Raw genomic sequence first — 21,650 nt, forward strand, 5'->3', positions numbered from 1 at the left:
GGGCTTCCGGGCCTGCTTATCCCCCCCGTGCCGGTGTTTGAGGACACCGCGCGAAGCGCGGTTCGGGGGTCTGGGGGCTTGCCCCCAGTTTCGGGAAGGGGCGGGTAGGGGAAAAAGCCCGCCGCAGGCGGTCAAAGAAGGAAATCCGCCGCCACCCGCTCGGCGAGCCGTTCCAGCAAGGGCCCCGCCTCAGCCATGCACCGCTCCCGGTCCCGCTCCAGCGAAGCGATCGCGTACGCCCGCGAGATCCCCGCCCCCCGCAGCTCCGCCGCGGAGAGCGAGAGCACCCCGCAGACCGCCGCCACCGGCACTCCCCTCCGCCGCGCTGCCGCCGCCACCCCCGCCGGGGCCTTGCCGTGGAGCGTCTGCGCGTCCAGGGAGCCCTCCCCCGTGATCACCAGGTCCGCCCGCTCCAGCGCCGCGGCGAAGCCCAGCGCGTCGAGCATCACGTCGATGCCGGGGCGGAAGGCGGCGCCCAGTCCGACGAGCGCGCCGTAGCCGACGCCGCCCGCCGCGCCCGCACCCGGAGCGCCCGCGTACTCGGCTGCCCGGGGGCCGACGGTGTCGGCCAGGACGCGGGCGTACCGCGCGAGGGCCGCGTCCAGCTCGGCCACCTCGTCCGGGGAGGCGCCCTTCTGCGGCCCGTAGACCGCGGCGGCGCCCTTCGGCCCCGTCAGGGGGTTGTCGACGTCGCTCGCCAGGACGACCCGGGTGCGCGCGAGCCGCGGGTCGAGGCCGGACAGGTCGGCGCGCGCGAGCCCGGCCAGCGGGCCGCCGCCGGAGGTCAGCGGCGTGCCGTGCGCGTCCGTGAAGCGCGCGCCCAGGGCGCTCAGCATGCCCGCTCCGCCGTCCGTCGAGGCGCTGCCGCCGACGCCGAGGACGACCGTGGCCGCGCCCGCGTCGAGCGCCGCCCGCAGCAGTTCCCCGGTGCCGTACGTCCCGGCCGTGAGCGGGGCGTACCGCCCGCCGGGCAGGTGCCGCAGACCGGAGGCCTCGGCCATCTCCACCACGGCGGTGTCGCCGCGCAGCGCGTACGCGGCCGTGACGGGCTCCCCCAGCGGCCCGGTGACCCGCTCCGTGCGGCGCTCGAAGCCCGCGGCCACGGCGGCGGCCACCGTGCCGTCGCCGCCGTCCGCGACGGGGAGCTCCTCGGCCCGTACGCCGGGCGCCGCGCGCCGCAGGCCGGCCGCCACGCGCTCGGCGACCTCGACCGCCGTGAGCGAGCCCTTGAACTTGTCCGCGGCGATCAGCACCCGGCGGCCGGACGCGCCCGAGCCCCCCGCCGTCGCCCCCGCGGCCGTCGCGTCTGTCATCCCGCCGTCCCCTCGCCGTCCGGGCCCGCGCCGCACAACGAGCACGGGCCGCCGCGCCGCGACCCTACCCGGGGGATTGCGTGTTGCCCATGCCTGCGGACGGCGTGCCAGGACGCCCAATTCAGTGCATCCCGGCCATAGTGGGGCGACATGAGCACCGACGCATACGAGTCGCCCGACCCGGCCGCCTCCGGTCCGCCGGCGGACGACTCCCCGGACCTCACCCTCGTCGCGATCGGAGCCGCCGCCGTCCTCGCGGTGGTGGCGTGGGCGGCGCTGGCCAAGCACTCCTTCGACCGGACGACGTCGGCCGCGCTGAACTGGGTGCTGTCCAATTTCGCCTGGCTGTTCGTCATCGCCGCCGACGTGTTCCTCGCCCTGTGCGTGGTGATCGCGTTCAGCCGCTTCGGGCGGATCCGGCTGGGCCGGGACGACGACCAGCCCGAGTTCAACAATCTCGCGTGGATCGCCATGATGTTCAGCGCGGGCATGGGCATCGGCCTCATGTTCTACGGCGTGGGCGAACCGCTGCTGCACTTCGTGTCCCCGCCCCCCGGCAGCGGCGTCACCGCCAACTCGCCCGCCGCGGCCCGCACGGCGCTGGAGTACTCCTTCTTCCACTGGACCCTGCACCCGTGGGCGATCTACGGCATGTCCGGCCTCGCGCTCGCCTACGCGGGGTTCCGCAAGGGCCGCGGCAACCGGCTGAGCTCCGCTTTCGTCCCGCTGCTCGGCGAGGAGCGGGCGGCGGGCTGGCCGGGGCGGGCCATCGATCTGCTCGCGGTCTTCGCGACCGTCTTCGGCACGGCGACCAGCCTCGGGCTGGGCGCGCTCCAGGTGTCCAAGGGCCTCAACATCACCACCGGCGTCAAGGACTCCACCACCCTCGAACTGGTCATCATCGGCGCGCTGTCGGCGGCCTTCGTACTGTCGGCCTTCTCCGGCCTGCACAAGGGCGTCAAGTGGCTGAGCACCCTCAACATCGTGCTCGCCGCGTGTCTGATGCTGTTCGTGTTCGTCCTCGGCCCGACCGTCTTCGTCCTCAACACCATCCCGGCGGCCACCGGCGGCTATCTGCACGACCTGCTGAACCTGGCGACGCGCACCGGGGCGTTCACCGACTCGGCGTGGCTGGGCGCGTGGACGATCTTCTACTGGGCGTGGTGGCTGTCCTGGGCGCCCTTCGTCGGGACGTTCATCGCCCGCATCTCGCACGGCCGGACCATCCGGGAGTTTCTGATCGGGGTCCTGCTGGTGCCCAGCGGGGCGACGGTGGTGTGGTTCTGCGTGATGGGCGGGAGCGCGCTGCGCCTGGACATGACGGGCGCGGCGGACATGGCCGGGACGGTCAAGGAGGGCGCGGAGGCGTCGCTGTTCGCGCTGCTGGACACCCTGCCGCTGGACGCGCTCACCTCGTGGATCGCGATGGCGCTGGTGATGACGTACTTCATCACCAGCGCCGACTCCGCGTCCCTGGTGATGGGTTCGCTCTCCAGCCGGGGCGCGCTGCACCCGCGCACCTGGCTGGTGGTGACGTGGGGCGTGCTGATGGCCGCGGTCGCGGCGGTCCTGCTGGTGGCGGGCGGCCTGAAGTCGCTCCAGTCGGCGACGATCCTGGTCGCCCTGCCGTTCGTCCTGGTGATGCTGGCGCTGTGCTGGTCCCTCGTACGGGAGCTGCGCGAGGACCCGGGCGCGGGTCCGGCGCGGCACCACCCGCTGCACGGGCTGCGGGACGCGATGCGCACGATGATCGGCGACGCGATCACGGAACAGGGCCCGGTCCGCCACCCCCGCCTGCGCCGCGTCGCGGAGAGCGTCCGCGACCGGGAGGACGGCGACAAGGGCGGCGGGGCGTAGGGCCTGTCCGGCGGATCTTGTGATCGGTGCCGCGGGTAGCACCGTCTGCGCACCACCGCTGCGCGGCGGTGTCCTCAAGCTCCCCCAGAGGCAACGGGCCCGCAGACCGGCAAAGATCCGCCGGACACCGCTCAGGCCGCGCCCTGCGGTTCCTTCTCCTCGCGCGCCAGCGCCTTCTTGTGGCCGGTGTCGAGAACGGCGACGACGGCGAACGCCACGAGCACGACCGCCACGGCTCCGACGTAACACCAGGGCGCCGGCAGGTAGTTGACCGCGATCATCGGCGACGGCTCCTTGCCCGTGAACAGCCGGAAGAAGAGGGCGGCCGCCCCTTCCCAGAATCCCGCTATGAACACCAGGAGCATTCCCAGCCGATACCAGCCCTCGTCCATGACCGCCTCCGGATCACGTCGCGCTTTCCCGTCATCTACGTTACGACCGTATCAGTCACAAGGAGTAGAATCCTAAGGATTCATTAGGCAATATCCCTTTTCGTCACACATTCCGGCGAGCGTATGCTGCACATATGCGTGACGAAAAGAAGGCCGCCGGCTGCCGGGTGTGCAAGGCGCCGCTGCCCCGGGCGACCCGGGGCCGCCCGCCCGCGTACTGCTCGCGCGGCTGCCAGGCCAAGGCGTACCGGCAGCGGAAGAGGCCGCCGGTGGCCGCGCCCGAGGCTCCCGCCGGGCCGGGCGGCACGCGGGCCCGCAGGCGCCGCGAGATCGCCGAGGCCGTCTGGCGGATCGCCGCCGGGCGCGGACTCCACGAGGCGAGCATGCGGGAGATCGCCACCGAGGCGGGCGTGTCACTGCGGGTCGTGCAGTACCACTTCACCGGCAAACACGAACTCCTCGTCTCCGCGCTCCGGATGCTGCACGAGGAGAACGAGCGCCGCGCCCGGGCGCGCGTCGAGGCGCTGCGGCGCCCGGACGATCCCCGTGCGCTGCTGCGGGCAATCCTGGACGAGTTCCTGCCGCTGGACGAGCACCGCCTCATGTCCTTCCGGGTGTTCGCCGCCTACTACGCGCGCAGCCTCACCGACCCGGAGCTCGCCGCGGTCTTCCTGCACGGCGACCAGCCCCTGGAGGAGCTCGTCGCGGCGGTCCTGCGCGGGGCGCGGGAGGCCGGCAGGGCGGCCCCGGGCATCGATCCGTCCCGGGAGGCGGATCTCCTGGTCTCGGGCATCACGGGCCTGGGCATGGACATCGTCCACACCCGCCGCACGCCGACGTCGGTGAGCGAGGTGATGGACTACCACCTGGACCGGCTGCTGCCCGTGGGAGCCCCGGGCGCCTGAGCGCTCCGCCGGAAGTCCGGTACGCCGCCTGCGGGTCGTGGCCGGTCGCGCCCCACCGGGGCGCAGCCGCACCGGACTTCGCCGAGCCCGCCTAGACCGTCTTGACCGCTCCCCCGTCGATGCGCAGCTCCGCGCCCACGATGCTGCGGGCGTGGTCGGAGAGCAGGAAGGCGACCAGGGACGCCACTTCCTCGGGTTCGGTCATGCGGTTCGTCGTCATGCCGATCATCTGCGGGACCTGCTCAAGGAAGGTCTCCAGGTCCGCCGCGCCCATCGCCTTGGCGAGGTGGTCTCCGAAGCCGTTCTCGGCCTCCCACAGAGGGGTGCGGACCGGGCCGGGAGAGACCGTGTTCACGCGCACTCCGCGCGGGCCGAACTCCTCGGCCAGGGACCTGCCCAGGGCGTTCAGCGCGGCCTTGGCGGTGGTGTAGTCGACCGGCCCGCTGGAGGGCACGCGGGCGCCCATGGAGGAGATGTTGACGACGGCACCGCCCCGCTCCAGCAGGTCCGGCAGGGCGGCGCGGGTGACGCGTACGGCGCTGAAGAAGTTGATGCCGAAGGTGGCGTCCCACGCCGCGTCGTCGGTGGCGAGGAAGCCCTCGACGGAGTACGAGTCGCCGCCGCCGACCCCGTTGACCAGCAGGTCGATGCCGCCGAGCGCGTCACGTGCCGCGTCCACCGCATGGATTGCGCCCTCGGCGGTGGCGAGGTCGGCCGAGACGGCGACCGCGCCGCTGGCGGTCAGCTCGTCCGTGATCGTACGGGCCACGCCGACGGTCCGTACGCCCTCGGCGACGAGCCGGCGGACGGTGGCGAGGCCTATGCCCCGGCTCGCGCCGGTGACGAGCGCGGTCTTGCCTGTGAGGTGGAGGTCCATGGGAAGCTCTTTTCTTTACCTGTAGGTACAGAATCAAGGCATGGGCGGGTCCGGCGAGCCGGACGAGGGGGTTCAGAGGGTGCCGAGCACCCCGTCGAGCGCCCCGTCGACGACCCGGTGCAACCGCTCCGGGCCGTCGGCGGTGCGGGCGATGACGCGCATACCGATCACGGTCGCCAGCAGCAGGCTCGCGGCGGCGTGGACATCGAGGCGGGCGTCGATCTCGCCGGAGCGCCGCCCCTCTTCGAGCGCCGCCCGGAAGGCCCCTTCGGTGCGCTCGAACATGCGGCGCACGAGCTCGGTGGCCTCCTGGTCCACGCCACCGAGCTCGGTGGCGGTGTTGACGCCGAAGCAGCCGCGCCGACCGGGGTCGCCGAGGTCGATCTCGACGAGGACCTCGAACCCGGCCCGCAGCCGGTCCCGCACGGAACCGTGCCCGCCGAGCAGTTCGACCAGGGCGGCCGCCTGCGTGTCGCGGTAGCGCTCCAACGCTCGGGTGAACAGGGCGTGCTTGCTGCCGAAGGCGTGATAGAGGCTGCCCTTGCCGATGCCGGTCTCGTCGACGAGGTCCTGCGGCGTCGTCGACCCGTACCCCTTGCGCCAGAAGACGTCCATGGCCTGGTCGATCACCACGTCCGGGTCGAACTGCTTCGGTCTGCCCATGCGTTGGAGGCTAAGCCTTTCTTGACCTACAGGTCAACTATCGGCCGCGAGAAAATTCCGAGCTACCAGTGGCGGCCGTCGGGGAGTTCGGACAGGTGCGGGGCGGACAGGTGCAGCACTTCGTACCGCTCGGTGACGTCCTCGGCCCCGGGCACGGCGTGCCCCCACAGGACGAACCGCATCAGCTGCCAGTGCCGGGGGTCGACCGCCAGCGCGGCGGTGTGCACGCCGTCGCGCCGCGCCAGCGCGCGCAGTTCGTCGGTCTCGCGGCGGACGAGTTCGGTGAGACCCATGGGGTCGGCGTCGACGGGGATCGGGGTCAGGCGGCGGGAGGCGGCCTTCGGCGTCGCGGCACGGGCCGGGCCCGCCTCGGTGGCGACGCCCGCCCAGTGCTGGACGACCGGCCGGCCGAAGTCGCGGACGATTCCCTGGAAACCGCCCCCGCCGACGAGGAAGGCGCTCATCGCGCCGGTGTCGTTCCAGAGGTAGAAGGGGGCGTACTGGTTGACGGGAGAGCCGTTCACTCCGCGCTCGCGGATGACGTACGCCTTCAGACCGAGCCCGGCCCGGTCGTCGAGGGTGTGGCCGAAGTCGGCCACGCGCTTGCGGATGACGCGCATGTCGTAGTCGGCGGGCAGGGTGATCTCGTACTGCTGGGCGTGCATGCGGATCGGTGTCTTCCTGGTGGCGTTCGGGTCTTTCACCGGGCGGTGGCGTGGCCGGCCAGGAGGCCGAGCACGCCGGTGACGGCCTGCTGGAACGGCTCCGTCGAGTGCGCCGCGCGGGCCAGGACGTAACCGCCCTGGAGCACGGCGACGACGGCGGAGGCGGTGGCGACAGGGTCCAGCGCCGCGTCCAGCTCACCTCGGTCGCGGCCTTCCGCGAGGATCCCGGCGAGGCGGCCGCGCAGCCAGTCGAAGGTCTCGTCGACCGGGCCGCGCAGCGCCTCGTCGGCCATCACCTCCGGGTCCTGCGTCAGCCGGCCGACGGGGCAGCCCTTGAGGACGTCGCGCTCGCGCAGCAGATACGCGGTGATCCGCTCCAGCGCCGTGCCCGGGGCGGAGAACTGCTCCTCCGCCTTGGCCCGCATCTCCTCCGCGGTGCGGCGGATCGCGGCGAGCGCCAGATCCGGCTTGCCCGCGAAGTGGTGGTACATGCTCCCCTGCCCGGCCCCCGCCCGCTGCTGGATGGCCTTGGGGCTGGTACCGACGTATCCGCGCTCCCACAGGAGCTCGCGGGTGCTCTCGATCAGGCGTTCCGAGGTGCTCATGAGGCGAGTGTACATACCAGTAGGTACAGAGGAGGAGGGGCGAGTGGCCCGCCGACGGGCGACGGGCCACTCGGGGGTTCGGCGGTCAGTAGGGCTGGCAGACCCCGAAGACCTTGAGGGTGACCTCGCTGGGGCTGACGCTGTTCACTCCCAGCAGATAGCGGTTCTCCTCCACGAGGGGGTACTCGGCGACCTTCTCCAACGCCCCCGACCAGGTGCCGGCCTGGGCGTATCCGCCACCGACGATCCGCGTGCCGGCGGGGCACACCGGGCTCTTCAGCACTTGCTCACGGGCCATGGAGGCGATGGTGAACTCCTGCTGGACGACCCTCGGGGGACGGCCGCTCCCGGGTGCGCCCTTGCGGCCGATGCGTCCCGCGGTACTCGCGGAGCCGGGGGGCCCTGCGGGACCGGGAGGTCCTGCGGGACCAGGGGCTCCCTGCGGGCCCGCGGGGCCGGTGGGGCCCTGCGGTCCGGTGGTACCGGGAGGACCCGCGGGGCCCGCGTCTCCGATGTCGCCCTTCTGACCCTTCTGCCCCATCGGCCCTGTGGGCCCCGCCGGGCCCGCGGCGCCGGCCGGGCCGTCCTGGCCTTGGCGGCCGGCGGGGCCGATCGGGCCGGTGGGACCTGCTGGCCCCGCAGGCCCCGTGGGACCGGCGGGACCCGTAGTGCCTCTGTCACCCGTGGCACCCGGGTCACCACGGTCACCCTGGGGGCCGGGAGGGCCGCCGGGGCCCGCGGGTCCTGCGGATCCGGCGGGACCCGCAGGCCCGGCCGGGCCGGGTCTGCCCGTGGAGCCGGACGGCCCGGCGGGTCCGACGGGGCCACTGGGACCCGTAGGCCCGGCGGGTCCGGTGTCACCGGGCTCGCCCCTGTCACCTCTGGGCCCGGCCGGACCGACAGGGCCTCCGGGATCGCCCCGGTCGCCCTTCTCCCCCTTCGCCCCCGCGGGTCCGGTGGCACCAGTGGGACCGACGACCCCGGCTTCTCCCTTGGGACCGGGAGGACCCACCTGACCGGTGGCACCGGCAGGACCGACCGCCCCTGTCGCACCGGACGGACCGGCAGGCCCCACGTCCCCCTTGGGTCCGGCCGGACCCACCGACCCGCTGGGACCGGCCGGACCACCGGGCCCCGCAGGCCCCTTGGCTCCCGCAGGGCCCGCGGGCCCCACGCGTCCGGGGTCACCCTTGGGGCCGGCCGGGCCTACAGGCCCGGCATCCCCGGCCGGGCCGCCAGGGCCCGCGGGCCCCGTGGCACCTGTCGGCCCCACTCGGCCGGGGGCGCCCTTCGGACCCACCGCGCCGGGATCGCCCTTGGAGCCGGCAGGCCCCACGTCACCCACGTCACCCTTGGGGCCTGCCGGACCCGCCGGTCCGGTGGCTCCTCCCGGGTCGCCCTTCGGTCCTGCGGGGCCTACGTGTCCGGGGTCGCCTTTCGGGCCGGCGGGACCCGCAACGCCCGGTCTGCCCTGCGGACCCACCCGCCCCGGATCGCCCTTGGACCCCTTCGACCCCGCCGGGCCTCGGTCCCCCTTCGGCCCCTTCGGGCCCTTCGGCCCTGCGGGACCTGCCGGGCCCCGATCACCCTTGTCACCCTTGGGCCCCCTGGGTCCCCTCGGGCCCGGGTCGGGGCGGTGGTCGTGGTGACCGTCGCCGCACACCGGCACCGAGCCGTACGCGTGGACGTAGCGCGCGCTCATCCAGCCGCCGCCCCGGACGAGCCTGTACCACGAGCGGTCTCCGCCGATGTTCTCGCCGACGGCCCTGCAGTCGATGCGCACGCTCGCCCCGGAGCCGTAGTCGCCGACGATCGGCGTCGAGGTCGACGGCCCTTTCCGTACGTGCTGACCCACCCCGGAGACCACTTTTCCGGGGACCCCGTCGTAGCGCCCTCGCGCGGCCGCCGACAGCATGCCGCCCGCCGACGTGCAGAGCGCGAACATCACTCCCAATGTGACGGCGCCGCCGCCCGCCACGACGGCTCCGACCCGCCTCCTCTTTAGCGACATATCGCTCCTATCACCCTCAGAAACCTGGAGTCGCACAGGACCACAGCCGCAGGAACGCTCCGTCGAGACAAGCCCGCACCTTGGCCCGGATGCGGGCACTTCACCACCCGAGGGAGGGAGGGCAGGTCATACAAAACGACCCCAGAAGGGTGACGAGTCGCAAAGTCGACAAATCTCCAGCCAAGGGCGACCTCGCGCCACCGCCCGGACGGGAACGGGCGAATATCGACAGATACCCAGAACGGCGGCACGGGACGGCTGCCGACGAGCGGCCCACCGCGAGTAAAGCCGTCGCCCGGGCGGGGCCCGCTGCGTACGCTCGCGCCATGAGCAGCGGCGAGGCGAGGCCCGGGGAGCGGCGGCCCCTGGTGGTGGTCATGAGCGGGGCCGGGATCTCCACGGATTCCGGGATCCCCGACTACCGCGGGCCCAACGGGCTGTGGCGGCGCGACCCGGAGGCCGAGAAGCTCGTCACGTACGCGTACTACATGTCCGATCCCGAGATCCGGCGGCGGGCGTGGCGGATGCGGCGCGAGGGTCCCGCGCTGCGGGCGCGGCCGAACGTGGCGCACGAGGCCGTGGTGCGGCTGGAGCGGTCCGGTACGCCGGTGCGTGTGGTCACCCAGAACGTGGACGGGCTCCACCAGCTGGCGGGGACGCCGGAGCGGAAGGTGCTCGAACTGCACGGTTCCGCGCGGTCGGTGCAGTGCACGCGGTGCAAGGTCCGGTCGGGCATGGAAGAGGCGCTGGAGCGCGTGGCGGCGGGTGATCCGGACCCGGCGTGCGAGGCGTGCGGCGGCATCCTGAAGTCGGCGACGGTGATGTTCGGCGAGGGGCTGGACCCGGTGGTGCTGGGCGAGGCGGTGGCCGTGACCAAGGCGTGCGAGATCTTCGTCGCGGTGGGTACGAGCCTCCAGGTGCACCCCGCCGCCGCGCTCGCGGGGCTGGCCGCCGACCACGGCGCGCGGCTGATCATCGTCAACGCGGAGCCGACGCCGTACGACGACCGGGCGCACGAGCTGGTGCGCGAGCCGATCGGGACGTCGCTGCCGAAGCTGCTGGAAGGGATCGCCGCGGGACGGACGCCACCGATGTCAAGGGAAGGTTGACAAACGATCGACGTCAAGGAAATCTTGACATCATGATCACCGACACGCGGCCGGCCACGGACCGCAGCAGCACAGCCCTCCGGGCCGGCGCCTTCGGCATGTTCCCCATGGCGTTCGCCCTGATCGTCATGGGCGCACAGCTGTCGGACGGTTCCGGCATCACCCTGTACATCACCTGGGGCGCCGCCGTCTTCATCGTCCTCTGCGCCATCGCCGCCCTGGCCGGGGCGGGCCGGGCGGCACGGCGTGAGCGTGACCGCGCGGCCCTGGACGCGCTGGAGCCGCTGCGGGCGGCGGACGGCCGATGAGCGACGAACCGCTGATCGGCCCGGAGGAGGCCACCGGCATCCGCGAAGGGATCGCGGGCGCCGTCCTCGGCGCCCCGGACGGACTGGCCGAGTCGCTGGAACACGACGCCGAGGGCTACCTCCGCCTGGTCGCCGCCACCCGGGTCGGCGCCGAGGAGACCAGCCGGCTGCTGCGCGAGGCGGTGCAGGGCGCGCGGGCGGCGGGCCACAGCTGGGACACCATCGGCCGCATCCTCGGGGTGAGCCGGCAGGCGGCGCAACAGCGGTTCGCCGCGAAGGGGTCCGCCACCGCGCCCGGTGCCACGGCCGGAGGGCCGGGCGTGCCGGAGCGCCGGGTGCTCACCCCGCTGACCGCCTTCGACGAGATGGCCGCGCTCGCGGAGGCGGGGCCGGAGGGCTGGCACGTCGTCGACTACGGTCCGTACTTCCACGTGGTCGAGGCGTCGGACCACCCGTGGGAACACCGCCGCGTCCCGTTCGCCATCGGCAACAGGCACCGGCGGATGGAAGCGGAGGGCTGGGTGCAGGTGGGGGCGGGGTCCTTCCCATGGGCTTACTACAAGCGGCCGTTGAAGGGCCAGGGCTAGGCACGGGCCGGTCACCAGGCGGGCTGGATGTGGCTGATGCCGGTATGCCTTCCAGCCCGTCCGGCGTTTGAGGACACCGCCGCGCAGCGGTGGTGCGGACGACACAGCCCGCACCCGGCCACCGGGCCCCGCCACCACCTAGAACAGCCGGTCCGAAGCACCCGCCCCCACATCCGCCCCGCGCTCCAGCGCAAGAAGCATCCGCTTGCGCTCCAGGCCCCCGCCGTACCCCGTGAGCCCGCCCGTCGAGCCCACGACCCGGTGGCAGGGGACGATGATGCCGATGGGGTTCTTGCCGTTCGCCAGGCCCACCGCGCGGGACGCGTTGGGCGCGCCGATGTGCTCGGCGAGTTCGCCGTACGAGAGCGTCTCGCCATACGGGATCTCCAGGAGCCCCGCCCATACGCGCTGTTGGAACGGCGTGCCGTCCAGTCGCAGCGGGAGCTCGAAGCGGGTCGTCCCGCCCGCGAAGTACGCCGCGAGCTGGCGCAGTGCCTCCGCGAAGGGCCTGTCGTCCCGCTCGCCGAACGTCTCCTGGGGCGGCCGGTGCCGCTGTTCGGTCATGTAGAGACCGGACAGGGTGCCGTCGGTGGCGACGAGGGTCAGGGGACCCACGGGGCTGTCGGTGACGGTGTGTACGCGCTGCATGGTGCTCAGTCCTTGGGCATGTCGTTGATGGGATGGTCGTGGGCCGCCCACAGGTGCTGGACGGCGTACGCCCGCCACGGCCGCCACGCGGCGGCGTGCCGGGTCAGTGCCCCGGGGGTCGCGGGCAGGCCGCGGGCGGCGGCGCCGTGCCGGACGCCGAGGTCCGTCGGCACGAAGGCGTCGGGGTCGCCGAGCGCCCGCATCCCGATGATCCCGGTGGTCCACGGGCCCATGCCGGGGAGCTCGGCGAGCTGTGCGTACGCCTGTGCGCGGTCGCTGCCGACGCCGAGGGAGAGTTCGCCGGACGCGAGGGCCCGGACCAGCGTCACGACGGTGGTCCGGCGGCCGCCGGGCATGGCGAGCGCCGCGGGGTCGAGGCCGGACAGCGCCTCGGCCGACGGGAAGAGGTGGGTGAGGCCGCCCCCGGCCGGGTCGTCGACGCGCTCGCCGTGGGCGGTGACGAGGCGGGCGGCGAGGGTGCGGGCCGCGGCGGTCGACACCTGCTGGCCGAGCACGGCCCGTACGGCGAACTCCTCCGGGTCCACGGTGCGCGGCACGCGCCGGCCGGGGGTCTTGGCGACGAGCGGGGCCAACCGCTCGTCGGCGGCGAGCAGTTCGTCCACCGCCTCGGGGTCCGCGTCGAGGTCGAGGAGGCTCCGGCAGCGGCTGATGGCTCCGGCCAGGTCGCGCAGGTCGGAGAGGGCGAGCCGGCAGTCGATGTGGTCGGGGCGCGGGGCGAGGGCGACGGTGCCGTGGCCGTACGGGAGGCGCAGGGTGCGGCGGTACGCGCCGTCGCGCCACTCCTCCACGCCGGGCACGGCGGTCGCCACGAGGTGGCCGAAGAGGTTGTCGGGGCACAGGGGCGCCCGGAAGGGCAGCCGGAGGGCCAGCACGCCGGGGGTGGCGGGTTTCCGGCCGTGGGCCGCGCGGGCGCGGAGTTCGGTGGGAGAGAGCGCGAAGACCTCGCGCACGGTCTCGTTGAAGGCGCGGACGGAGGAGAAGCCGGAGGCGAACGCGGCGTCCGCCATGGGCAGTTCGCTGGTCTCGATGAGGATGCGGGCGGTCTGGGCGCGCTGGGCGCGGGCCAGGGCGAGCGGGCCCGCGCCCAGCTCGGCGAGCAGCTGGCGCTCGATCTGCCGGGTGCTGTAGCCGAGGCGGGCGGCGAGCCCGGGGACGCCCTCGCGGTCGACCGTGCCGTCGCCGATGAGCCGCATGGCCCGGGCGACGAGGTCGGCCCGCTCGTTCCACTGCGGCGAGCCGGGGCTGGCGTCGGGCCGGCAGCGCTTGCAGGCCCGGAAGCCGGCCTGCTGGGCGGCGGCCGCGCTGGGGTAGAAGGTCATGTTCCGGTCCTTCGGCGGCACGGCCGGGCAGCTCGGACGGCAGTAGATGCCTGTGGTGAGCACGGCGGTGTAGAACCACCCGTCGAAGCGGGCGTCCTTGGAGCGGACGGCCCTGACACAGCGGTCGAAGTCGGTGTACATGCTTCAAGGATCGTCCGCGGTGAGGGCTTTGGCTCGCGGAAATCCGACATGAACGTTCGAGGGGTCCGGGTGCGCCCCCGGCGGAGGGCGCACCCCTGTCGGACCAGCCTGCCGGCCTAGGAGGCGAGCAGTTTCAGGATGTTCTCCGTCGTGTCCGTCTCGGCCAGGCGCGGGAAGACCCGTTCCACGGTGACCCGGTGGATCTCCGGGTCGGGGTCGGTGACGGCGTCGGTGGCGACCGTCACGTGGTAGCCGTGTTCGTGGGCCGCGCGGGCGGTCGACCCGACGCCCGCGCCCGTCGCGATACCGCCGAGGACGATCTGGGTGACTCCCCGGCGCCGCAGCTGGAGATCGAGATCGGTGGCGTGGAAGGCGCCCCAGGTGTGCTTGGTGATCACGATGTCGCCGTCCTGGCAGTCGAGTTCGGGGGCCAGGTCGGCGAAGTCGGCCGGGGGCTGTCCGCCGCGCAGCGGAGCGTCGGAGCGGCCGGGCGCGGCGCCGGCGACGCGTACGAGCACGACCGGCAGGCCGCGCTCGCGGAAGGCGGCGGCCAGCCGGGCGCCGCGGGCGAGGATCTCGGCGGAGGGGTGGGCGGTGGGGAGGGCGAGGATGCCCTTCTGGAGGTCGATGAGGACCAGTGCGGTCCTGGGGTCGAGGGTGGTGGCGGGCACGGTGGTCTCCTAGGTGCGGGCGCGCAGGGCGCGGTCGGTGACGGTCAGGACGACGAGGGACAGGCTCAGCGCACCGGTGACGGTGGCGAGGTGGTGCAGGCCGGTGTCGGTGGCGCGCTGCCCGTAGCAGAGGCCGATCAGGGCGGTGGCGGCGACGGCGCCGAGGTACTGCGCGGCGCGCTGGATCCCGGCCGCGGCGCCGACGCCGCCGGGCGGGGCCTGGGCGTAGACGGCGGCCTGGTTGCCGGTGGAGGAGAGGCCCTGCGGTACGCCGAAGAGCGCGGAGACGAGCAGCAGCGCGGCGAGCGGGGTGCCGCCGTGCGCGAGGAACAGCCCTCCGCTGCCCAGGGCGAGCAGGGCGGCCGCCGCGGTGAGAGGTGCGCGGAGCCCCTTCGTGCGGGCACCGAGCAGTGAACACACCGCCGCCGCACCGGACATGGGGAGCATGACGAGGCCGGTGGCGAAGGAGGAGTAGCGGTGGGCTTCCTCCAGCCATTGGGTGAAGCCGTAGAGCGTGCAGTAGATGGTGAGGTAGGCCAGTCCGTGCCGCAGGCAGGTGACGACGAGGGGCCGGTTGCGCAGGAGCGCGGACAGCGGGGTGCGTTCGGCGGCGGGGCGGTCGCGGCCGCGTGCCGGACGTACGGTGTCGCGCGGCAGCCAACGCAGGCCGAGGACGAGCGGGACGATCGCCAGTGGCACGTTGACGGCGAAGATGCCGCGCCAGCCGGTGGTGGCGGTGAGCAGCCCGCCGAGCGCGGGGCCGATCGCCGCGCTGCCGAGCGCCGCGAGGGAGAGCCGCCCGAGGACGGTGCGCGGTGGTTCGCGGCCGACGCGCAGGGACTCGGTCCGGAGCATGGCCATGGCGGCGGGGTAGGCGGCGGAGGTGCCGATGCCGAGCAGGACGCGGGAGACGATCAGCTGGCCGAAGCCGGAGGCGAGCGCGCCGGTCAGGCCCGCGGCGCACACCACCACCAGGCCGGCGAGGAAGACGCGGCGCGGGCCGAGCAGGTCGGCGAGCCGTCCCATGAGGGGCTGGCCGACCGCGCTGGCGAGGTAGAGGGAGGAGACCAGCCAGGCGGTGCCTGCCGGGCCGGTGCCGAAGTCGTGGCCGATGGCGACGAGGGCGGTGGCGATCGCGGTGGTGTTGACGGGATTGAGGACCGCGCCGAGGAGCAGCGGTGCCATGAAGCGGCCGCCGAAGGCCGGGCCGGCGCCATGTTCCGACGGCGGCACGCCCGTCCCGGTGCCGTCGTGCGACGCCCCGGTGGCGGGGGTCCGGGGCGCGCTTCCGGGACCTTTCATTCCTCGGCTCACTCCTCGACCAGGCGTTTGAGGAGGCGGGTGGCCTCGATCAGGGTGCGCTGTTCGCCGGGGTCCAGGCGGCGCTCGATGGCGGCCGCGAGCCAGCTGTTCTTGGAGTCGCGTACGGACGCGAGCGCTTCCTCGCCCTCGGCGGTGAGGGAGAAGACGACCTGCCGGCCGTCCGTGGGGTGCGGGGAGCGGGCGACCACCTCCATCTCCTCCAGCACGCCGAGGATCACGCGCATGGACTGGGGGCGTACGAGTTCCGCGCGGGCCAGGGCGGCGGTCGTGGCGGGGCCGTCGGTGCCGAGCCGGCTGAGCACGGCGCGCTGGGAGGGGGTGAGGGCGCCTTGGGGCGAGGCCGTGCGCAGGCGCCGCATGAGCTGGGAGACGGTGGCGGCCAGATCGGCGGCGACGCGTTCCTGTTCCTTGTCACTCATGGCCCCACCGTAAAGAACGACAGGAAAACTTGCAAGTTTTCCTGTCGAGTTATCCACAGGCCGCGCGCTGGTCTTGCCACCGAGCGTGACGGGTCATACGGTCGCAGCACACGTGGATCTACGCGTGTCAGCCTGGCTGACGCCCCGGCAAAGGAGCAGCTCATGGCCAATGTTGTGCGCGCCGCTCTGGTTCAGGCGACCTGGACCGGCGACACCGAATCGATGATCGCCAAGCACGAGGAGCACGCCCGCGCGGCCGCCGCGCAAGGTGCGCAGGTGATCGGCTTCCAAGAGGTCTTCAACGCCCCGTATTTCTGCCAAGTGCAGGAGAGCGAGCACTACCGCTGGGCCGAGGAGGTGCCCGACGGACCCACCGTCCAGCGGATGCGGGAGCTCGCACGGGAGACCGGCATGGTGATCGTCGTGCCCGTCTTCGAGATCGAGCAGTCCGGTTTCTACTACAACACGGCGGCCGTGATCGACGCCGACGGCCGCTATCTGGGGAAGTACCGCAAGCACCACATCCCCCAGGTCAAGGGCTTCTGGGAGAAGTACTACTTCAAACCGGGCAACCTCGGCTGGCCCGTCTTCGACACGGCCGTCGGCAAGGTCGGCGTCTATATCTGCTACGACCGCCACTTCCCCGAGGGCTGGCGCTCGCTCGGCCTGGCCGGGGCCCAGCTGGTGTACAACCCCTCCGCGACGTCGCGCGGACTCTCCGCCCATCTCTGGCAGTTGGAGCAGCCCGCGGCGGCCGTCGCCAATGAGTACTTCGTGGCCGCGATCAACCGCGTGGGCCGCGAGGAGTACGGCGACAACGACTTCTACGGCACCTCGTATTTCGTGGACCCGCGCGGGCAGTTCGTCGGCGACGTCGCCAGCGACACCAAGGAGGAACTGGTCGTCCGCGACCTGGACTTCGGCCTCATCGACGAGGTCCGCCAGCAGTGGGCCTTCTACCGCGACCGCAGGCCCGACGCCTACGACGGGCTGGTCCGGCCATGAGCGCCGCGCCCCCGGAGGTGCCTCCACCCGGCCGCGCGCCCGCCCCCGCCACCCATCTGCACATCCGGCACCGGGCCGTGATGCCCGAGTGGCTCACGCTCTACTACCGCGAGCCGCTGGAGCTCACCCACGGCGAAGGCCGCCACGTGTGGGACGCCGAGGGCCGCCGCTATCTCGACTTCTTCGGCGGCATCCTCACCACCATGACCGCCCACGCCCTGCCCGAGGTCACCAAGGCGGTCGCCGAGCAGGCGGGGCGCGTCCTGCACACCTCCACGCTCTATCTCGACCGCCACATGGTCGAGCTGGCCGAGCGGATCGCCTCGCTCTCCGGGATCCCCGACGCACGGGTCTTCTTCACCACCTCCGGCACCGAGGCCAATGACGCGGCCCTGCTGCTCGCCACCACCCACCGCCGGTCCAACCAGATCCTGGCGATGCGGAACAGCTACCACGGCCGGTCCTTCTCCACCGTCGCCATCACCGGCAACGCCTCCTGGTCACCCACCAGCCTCTCCCCCTTGCAGACCCTCTATCTGCACGGCGGCGTGCGCACCCGCGGGCCGTTCGCGGAGCTGTCCGACGCGGAGTTCACCGCGGCCTGCGTCGCGGATCTGGAGGACATGCTCGGCCAGGCACACGGCAACGTCGCCGCCCTGATCGCCGAACCGGTCCAGGGCGTCGGCGGGTTCACCGCACCGCCCGACGGGCTGTACGCCGCGTTCCGCGAAGTCCTCGCGCGCCACGGCATCCTGTGGATCTCCGACGAGGTGCAGACCGGCTGGGGCCGCACCGGTGACCACTTCTGGGGCTGGCAGGCGCACGCGGCGAGCGGCCCGCCCGACATCCTCACCTTCGCCAAGGGCATCGGCAACGGCATGTCCGTCGGCGGGGTCGTCGCCCGCGCCGAGGTCATGAACTGCCTCTCCGCCAACTCCATCTCGACCTTCGGCGGCAGCCCCGTCACCATGGCCGCCGGCCTGGCCAACCTGACCTATCTGCTGGAGCACGACCTCCAGGGCAACGCCCGCCGCGTCGGCGGCCTCCTCATCGAGCGGCTGCGCGCCGTCGCCGCCGGGCTCCCCGTCGTCCGGGAGGTGCGCGGCCGCGGCCTGATGGCCGGTGTCGAGCTCGTACGGCCCGACGGGTCGCCCGCGCCGGAGGCCGCCTCCCTCGCCCTGGAGCACGCCCGCGAGCGCGGCCTGCTGATCGGCAAGGGCGGCCACGACGGGAACGTGCTGCGCATCGCCCCGCCCCTCACCCTCACCGTCGCCGAGGCCGAGGCCGGCGCCGCGGTCCTTGAAGAGACCCTGCGCCAGGTGCAGCACGCACAGGAGGGGGAACGGCCATGACCAGAACGGCCATTCGCGGCGGGCTCGTCATCACCGCCGCCGAGGAGACGACGGCGGACGTCCTGGTCGAGGACGGCAGGATCGCCGCCCTGGCCACGCCCGACAGCGCCTTCGCCCAGGGCTGGACGGCGGACCGCACCCTGGACGCCACGGGGAAGTACGTCATCCCCGGCGGGGTCGACGCCCACACGCACTTCGAGTTCCCCTTCGGCGGCACCGCCTCCTCCGACACCTTCGGGACGGGCACCCGCGCCGCCGCGTGGGGCGGCACCACGACCGTCGTCGACTTCGCCGTCCAGCCACGTGGCGGGGCGCTGCGCGAAGGGCTCGACGCCTGGCACGCCAAGGCCGAGGGCACCTGCGCGATCGACTACGCCTTCCACATGATCCTCTCCGATGTGAACGAGAGCTCGCTGAAGGAGATGGATCTCCTGATGGGCGAGGGAGTCACGTCGTACAAGCTCTTCATGGCCTATCCCGGGGTGTTCTACAGCGACGACGGGCAGATCCTGCGAGCCATGCAACGCGCCGCGGGCAACGGCGGGTTGATCATGATGCACGCCGAGAACGGCATCGCCATCGACGTCCTGGTGGAGCAGGCTCTCGCCGCGGGCCGCACGGATCCGCGCTACCACGGCGAGGTCCGCCGGGCACTGCTGGAGGCCGAGGCCACCCACCGCGCCATCCAGCTCGCCCGGGTGGCCGGCAGCCCTCTCTACGTCGTGCACGTCTCGGCGGAGGAGGCACTCGCGGAGCTGGCGCGGGCGCGGGACAAGGGCCTCCCGGTCTTCGGCGAGACCTGCCCGCAATACCTCTTCCTCTCGACCGACAATCTCGCCGAACCGGACTTCGAGGGCGCCAAGTACGTCTGCTCGACGCCCCTGCGGCCGCGTGAGCACCAGGAGGCGCTCTGGCGCGGGCTGCGCACGGACGACCTCCAGGTGGTCTCCACCGACCACTGCCCGTTCTGCTTCGCCGGCCAGAAGGAGCTGGGCCGCGGGGACTTCTCGAAGATCCCCAACGGCCTGCCCGGCGTGGAGAATCGCATGGACCTCCTCCACCAGGCCGTCATCGAGGGCCGCATCACACGCCGCCGGTGGATCGAGATCGCCTGCGCCGCCCCCGCCCGGATGTTCGGCCTCGCCCCGCACAAGGGCACCATCACGCCCGGCGGTGACGCCGACATCGTCATCTACGACCCGCACGCGCGGCAGACCCTCTCCGCCGCGACCCATCACATGAACGTCGACTATTCCGCCTACGAGGGCAAGCGGATCACCGGACAGGTCGAGACCGTCCTGTCGCGCGGCGAGACCGTCATCGAACAGCGGCAGTTCACGGGGCGTGCCGGGCACGGCCGTTACGTACCGCGCACCCCCTGTCAGTACCTCGCGTAAGGAGCACCGCCGTGGACTTCGGAATCGTCCTCCAGACCGACCCGCCCGCCTCCGCCGTCGTGGACCTGATGCGCCGCGCCGAGGGCGCGGGCTTCCACTACGGCTGGACCTTCGACTCCGCCGTGCTGTGGCAGGAGCCCTTCGTCATCCTCAGCCGCATCCTCGACCACACCGAGCGGCTGACCGTCGGGCCCATGGTCACCAACCCCTCCACCCGCACCCCCGAGGTCACGGCCTCCACCTTCGCCACGCTCAACGACATGTACGGCAACCGCACCGTGTGCGGCATCGGCCGGGGCGACTCCGCGATGCGGGTGGCCGGCCGCAAGCCGAACACCCTCGCCACCCTGAGCGAGGCGATGCGCGTCATCCGCGACCTCGCGGAGGGGCGCGAGGCGGATGTGGGCGGCACACCGATGCGCCTGCCCTGGGTGCGGGACGGCAGCCTGCCGGTGTGGATGGGGGCGTACGGCCCAAAGGCGCTCGCCCTCGCCGGGCGGGAGGCCGACGGCTTCATCCTCCAGCTCGCCGACCCCTTCCTCACGGAGTGGATGGTCAAGGCCGTGCGGACCGCGGCCTCCGACGCCGGGCGCGACCCTGACTCCGTCACCGTCTGCGTCGCCGCGCCCGCCTATGTGGGCGACGACCTGGACCACGCGCGCGAGCAGTGCCGCTGGTTCGGCGGCATGGTCGGCAACCACGTCGCCGACCTGGTCCAGCGGTACGGCGAGCACTCCGGTCTGGTGCCCGAGGCCCTCACCGCGTACATCAAACAGCGCCACGGCTACGACTACAGCCACCACGGCCGCGCGGGGAACCCCTCCACGGACTTCGTGCCCGACGCGATCGTGGACCGGTTCTGCCTGCTCGGCCCCGTCGAGGCACACCGCGAGCGGCTGGAGGAGCTGCGGGCGCTGGGGGTGGACCAGTTCGCGGTCTACGCGATGCACGACGCGAAGGAGTCGACGATCGACGCCTACGGCCGGGACGTCATTCCCGCGCTGGCCGGCTCCTAGGGGTTCCGCCTCGACCGCCGGCCGCCGGACCGGGCCTTCTCCCGGTCCGGCGGCCGGGGCTCCTCCGGATTGGCCGCCGGGGCTCCCCCGGTCCCGTGGTCGAGACTCCCCCGGTCCCGCGGCCGACCGCCTCACACACAGGCCGCACGTATTCGCATACGCAATGCGACGGGACCGCGAAGTGCCCCGCACCTCGCCTTCACCTGCCCGTCCCCTGACCTTCGCCCCGCCGACCCCCGCCCGGTGACTTCCCGGACGCACACTGGCCACATCCGGCGCACCTGCCTCGCGGCGCACGCGACGCCCGCCGCCGGGCTCCCCGTTCCCCCGCTGAAGGAGGCAAGGGCCCATGCCCGTACCCGTCTTCCTCCACGGCCGCGGTGTGCGGCTGGAGCCGCTCGGCGAGCGGCACGTCGAGGCGCTGGCCGCGGCGGCGGCCGAGGACCGCGGCGGCTATGTCTTCACGCCCGTGCCCCACGGGGTGGAGGCCACCAAGCGCTATGTCGCCGAGGCGGTGGCGGCGCGGATCTCGGGGCGGGCGCTGCCCTTCGCCGTGGTCCGGGCGGCGGACGGCCTGGTGGTGGGCTCGACGCGGTTCTGCGAGCTGGACTACTGGCAGGGCCCGGTGCCCTGGCCGCCCGCCCCGCGCGAGCCCCTGGGCGACCCGCTCACCGCGATACCCGACGCGACGGAGATCGGCGGCACCTGGCTCTCCCCGCGCGCCCGGGGCACCGGGATCAACACCGAGGCCAAGCTGCTCCTGCTGCGCCACGCCTTCGAGACATGGGACGTCCGGCGGGTGTCCCTGCGCGCCGACGCCCGCAACCTGCGCTCGCGCGCGGCGATCGAGCGCCTCGGCGCGGCCCTCGAAGGCGTCCGCCGGGCCCACACCCGCGGCCTGGACGGCATGGTGCGGGGCACGGCGTTCTATTCGATCCTCGACGAGGAGTGGCCGCACGTGCGGGAGCGGCTCGAACAGCGGGTGGCGGCGGGCCCCGGGCCGGAGCGGCTGCGTCCGCTCATGTCGGCCTAGACCGGGCCCGGAC

Annotated in this window: 22 protein-coding genes; 10 read left to right on the plus strand and 12 right to left on the minus strand. The window is 73.3% G+C overall.

Going from position 1 to position 21,650, the window contains the following annotated elements:
• Positions 1-131: 131 nt before the first annotated feature.
• A complete protein-coding gene (locus AB0435_RS12000) occupies positions 132-1,313 on the minus strand; it encodes a glycerate kinase (protein WP_366426799.1) in 1,182 nt (393 codons plus the stop codon).
• A gap of 150 nt (positions 1,314-1,463) precedes the next feature.
• Between AB0435_RS12000 and AB0435_RS12005 the strand changes: the two genes are divergently transcribed.
• A complete protein-coding gene (locus AB0435_RS12005; protein WP_366426800.1) occupies positions 1,464-3,170 on the plus strand; it encodes a BCCT family transporter in 1,707 nt (568 codons plus the stop codon).
• A gap of 131 nt (positions 3,171-3,301) precedes the next feature.
• On the opposite strand, the gene AB0435_RS12010 is transcribed toward AB0435_RS12005, so the two are convergent.
• Positions 3,302-3,562 (minus strand): hypothetical protein, encoded by a 261-nt coding sequence (locus tag AB0435_RS12010; protein ID WP_366426801.1) that lies wholly within the window; start codon positions 3,560-3,562, stop codon positions 3,302-3,304.
• Positions 3,563-3,696: 134 nt separating this feature from the next.
• Here AB0435_RS12010 and AB0435_RS12015 point away from each other — a divergent pair, with 134 nt between their 5' ends.
• Complete coding sequence (locus AB0435_RS12015; RefSeq protein ID WP_366426802.1) at positions 3,697-4,467, plus strand: TetR/AcrR family transcriptional regulator; 771 nt, start codon at positions 3,697-3,699, stop codon at positions 4,465-4,467.
• A gap of 91 nt (positions 4,468-4,558) precedes the next feature.
• On the opposite strand, the gene AB0435_RS12020 is transcribed toward AB0435_RS12015, so the two are convergent.
• The 5 genes from AB0435_RS12020 to AB0435_RS12040 form a co-directional block, all read right to left on the minus strand.
• Complete coding sequence (locus AB0435_RS12020) at positions 4,559-5,344, minus strand: SDR family oxidoreductase (RefSeq protein WP_366003568.1); 786 nt, start codon at positions 5,342-5,344, stop codon at positions 4,559-4,561.
• Positions 5,345-5,416: 72 nt separating this feature from the next.
• Entirely contained in the window at positions 5,417-6,007 is a 591-nt protein-coding gene (locus tag AB0435_RS12025; protein WP_366003569.1) for a TetR/AcrR family transcriptional regulator, read from the minus strand.
• A gap of 62 nt (positions 6,008-6,069) precedes the next feature.
• Entirely contained in the window at positions 6,070-6,672 is a 603-nt protein-coding gene (locus AB0435_RS12030; protein WP_366426803.1) for a DUF4865 family protein, read from the minus strand.
• A 35-nt stretch (positions 6,673-6,707) separates the two neighbouring features.
• Positions 6,708-7,277: a TetR/AcrR family transcriptional regulator gene (locus tag AB0435_RS12035; protein ID WP_366003571.1), complete on the minus strand. Its 570-nt coding sequence runs from the start codon at positions 7,275-7,277 to the stop codon at positions 6,708-6,710.
• Positions 7,278-7,362: 85 nt separating this feature from the next.
• Positions 7,363-7,575: a hypothetical protein gene (locus AB0435_RS12040; RefSeq protein WP_366003572.1), complete on the minus strand. Its 213-nt coding sequence runs from the start codon at positions 7,573-7,575 to the stop codon at positions 7,363-7,365.
• A gap of 2,039 nt (positions 7,576-9,614) precedes the next feature.
• On the opposite strand from AB0435_RS12040, the gene AB0435_RS12045 reads away from it, so the two are divergent.
• The 3 genes from AB0435_RS12045 to AB0435_RS12055 are packed head-to-tail and all read left to right on the plus strand — an operon-like array spanning position 9,615 to position 11,292.
• Positions 9,615-10,397, plus strand: a complete 783-nt coding sequence (locus tag AB0435_RS12045; RefSeq protein WP_366003573.1) for a Sir2 family NAD-dependent protein deacetylase — start codon at positions 9,615-9,617, stop codon at positions 10,395-10,397.
• 32 nt (positions 10,398-10,429) lie between these two features.
• The gene (locus AB0435_RS12050; protein WP_366003574.1) at positions 10,430-10,705 is read left to right on the plus strand and encodes a hypothetical protein; all 276 of its coding nucleotides are present in this window, start codon (positions 10,430-10,432) and stop codon (positions 10,703-10,705) included.
• Complete coding sequence (locus AB0435_RS12055) at positions 10,702-11,292, plus strand: hypothetical protein (RefSeq protein ID WP_366003575.1); 591 nt, start codon at positions 10,702-10,704, stop codon at positions 11,290-11,292. The genes AB0435_RS12050 and AB0435_RS12055 overlap by 4 nt, the downstream gene beginning before the upstream one ends.
• Before the next feature lie 138 nt (positions 11,293-11,430).
• Here AB0435_RS12055 and AB0435_RS12060 read toward each other — a convergent pair whose 3' ends face one another.
• From AB0435_RS12060 to AB0435_RS12080, 5 genes are all read right to left on the minus strand, one after another.
• A complete protein-coding gene (locus AB0435_RS12060; RefSeq protein ID WP_366003576.1) occupies positions 11,431-11,940 on the minus strand; it encodes a methylated-DNA--[protein]-cysteine S-methyltransferase in 510 nt (169 codons plus the stop codon).
• Between the two features lie 5 nt (positions 11,941-11,945).
• Positions 11,946-13,421 carry an AlkA N-terminal domain-containing protein gene (locus AB0435_RS12065; RefSeq protein ID WP_366003578.1) on the minus strand — a complete coding sequence of 492 codons (1,476 nt, stop codon included), beginning with the start codon at positions 13,419-13,421 and terminating at the stop codon, positions 11,946-11,948.
• A gap of 116 nt (positions 13,422-13,537) precedes the next feature.
• The gene (locus AB0435_RS12070; protein ID WP_366426804.1) at positions 13,538-14,092 is read right to left on the minus strand and encodes an isochorismatase family protein; all 555 of its coding nucleotides are present in this window, start codon (positions 14,090-14,092) and stop codon (positions 13,538-13,540) included.
• A 9-nt stretch (positions 14,093-14,101) separates the two neighbouring features.
• Positions 14,102-15,394: an MFS transporter gene (locus tag AB0435_RS12075; RefSeq protein WP_366003580.1), complete on the minus strand. Its 1,293-nt coding sequence runs from the start codon at positions 15,392-15,394 to the stop codon at positions 14,102-14,104.
• Between the two features lie 8 nt (positions 15,395-15,402).
• A complete protein-coding gene (locus AB0435_RS12080; protein ID WP_366003581.1) occupies positions 15,403-15,834 on the minus strand; it encodes a MarR family transcriptional regulator in 432 nt (143 codons plus the stop codon).
• Positions 15,835-15,996: 162 nt separating this feature from the next.
• Between AB0435_RS12080 and AB0435_RS12085 the strand changes: the two genes are divergently transcribed.
• From AB0435_RS12085 to AB0435_RS12105, 5 genes are all read left to right on the plus strand, one after another.
• Positions 15,997-16,839, plus strand: coding sequence for a nitrilase-related carbon-nitrogen hydrolase (locus tag AB0435_RS12085; protein ID WP_366003584.1), 843 nt, complete (start codon positions 15,997-15,999; stop codon positions 16,837-16,839).
• Positions 16,836-18,191, plus strand: a complete 1,356-nt coding sequence (locus AB0435_RS12090; protein WP_366003585.1) for an aspartate aminotransferase family protein — start codon at positions 16,836-16,838, stop codon at positions 18,189-18,191. Before AB0435_RS12085 ends, AB0435_RS12090 begins: the two co-directional genes overlap by 4 nt.
• Positions 18,188-19,588 (plus strand): dihydropyrimidinase, encoded by a 1,401-nt coding sequence (hydA, locus tag AB0435_RS12095; RefSeq protein WP_366003587.1) that lies wholly within the window; start codon positions 18,188-18,190, stop codon positions 19,586-19,588. Before AB0435_RS12090 ends, hydA begins: the two co-directional genes overlap by 4 nt.
• 11 nt (positions 19,589-19,599) lie before the next feature.
• Positions 19,600-20,604 carry a TIGR03842 family LLM class F420-dependent oxidoreductase gene (locus AB0435_RS12100; protein WP_366003588.1) on the plus strand — a complete coding sequence of 335 codons (1,005 nt, stop codon included), beginning with the start codon at positions 19,600-19,602 and terminating at the stop codon, positions 20,602-20,604.
• A gap of 349 nt (positions 20,605-20,953) precedes the next feature.
• Positions 20,954-21,637: a GNAT family protein gene (locus tag AB0435_RS12105; RefSeq protein WP_366426805.1), complete on the plus strand. Its 684-nt coding sequence runs from the start codon at positions 20,954-20,956 to the stop codon at positions 21,635-21,637.
• Positions 21,638-21,650: the final 13 nt, after the last annotated feature.

It is taken from the genome of Streptomyces sp. NPDC051173, assembly GCF_040689515.1.
In the GTDB taxonomy this organism is placed as follows: Bacteria; Actinomycetota; Actinomycetes; order Streptomycetales; family Streptomycetaceae; genus Streptomyces.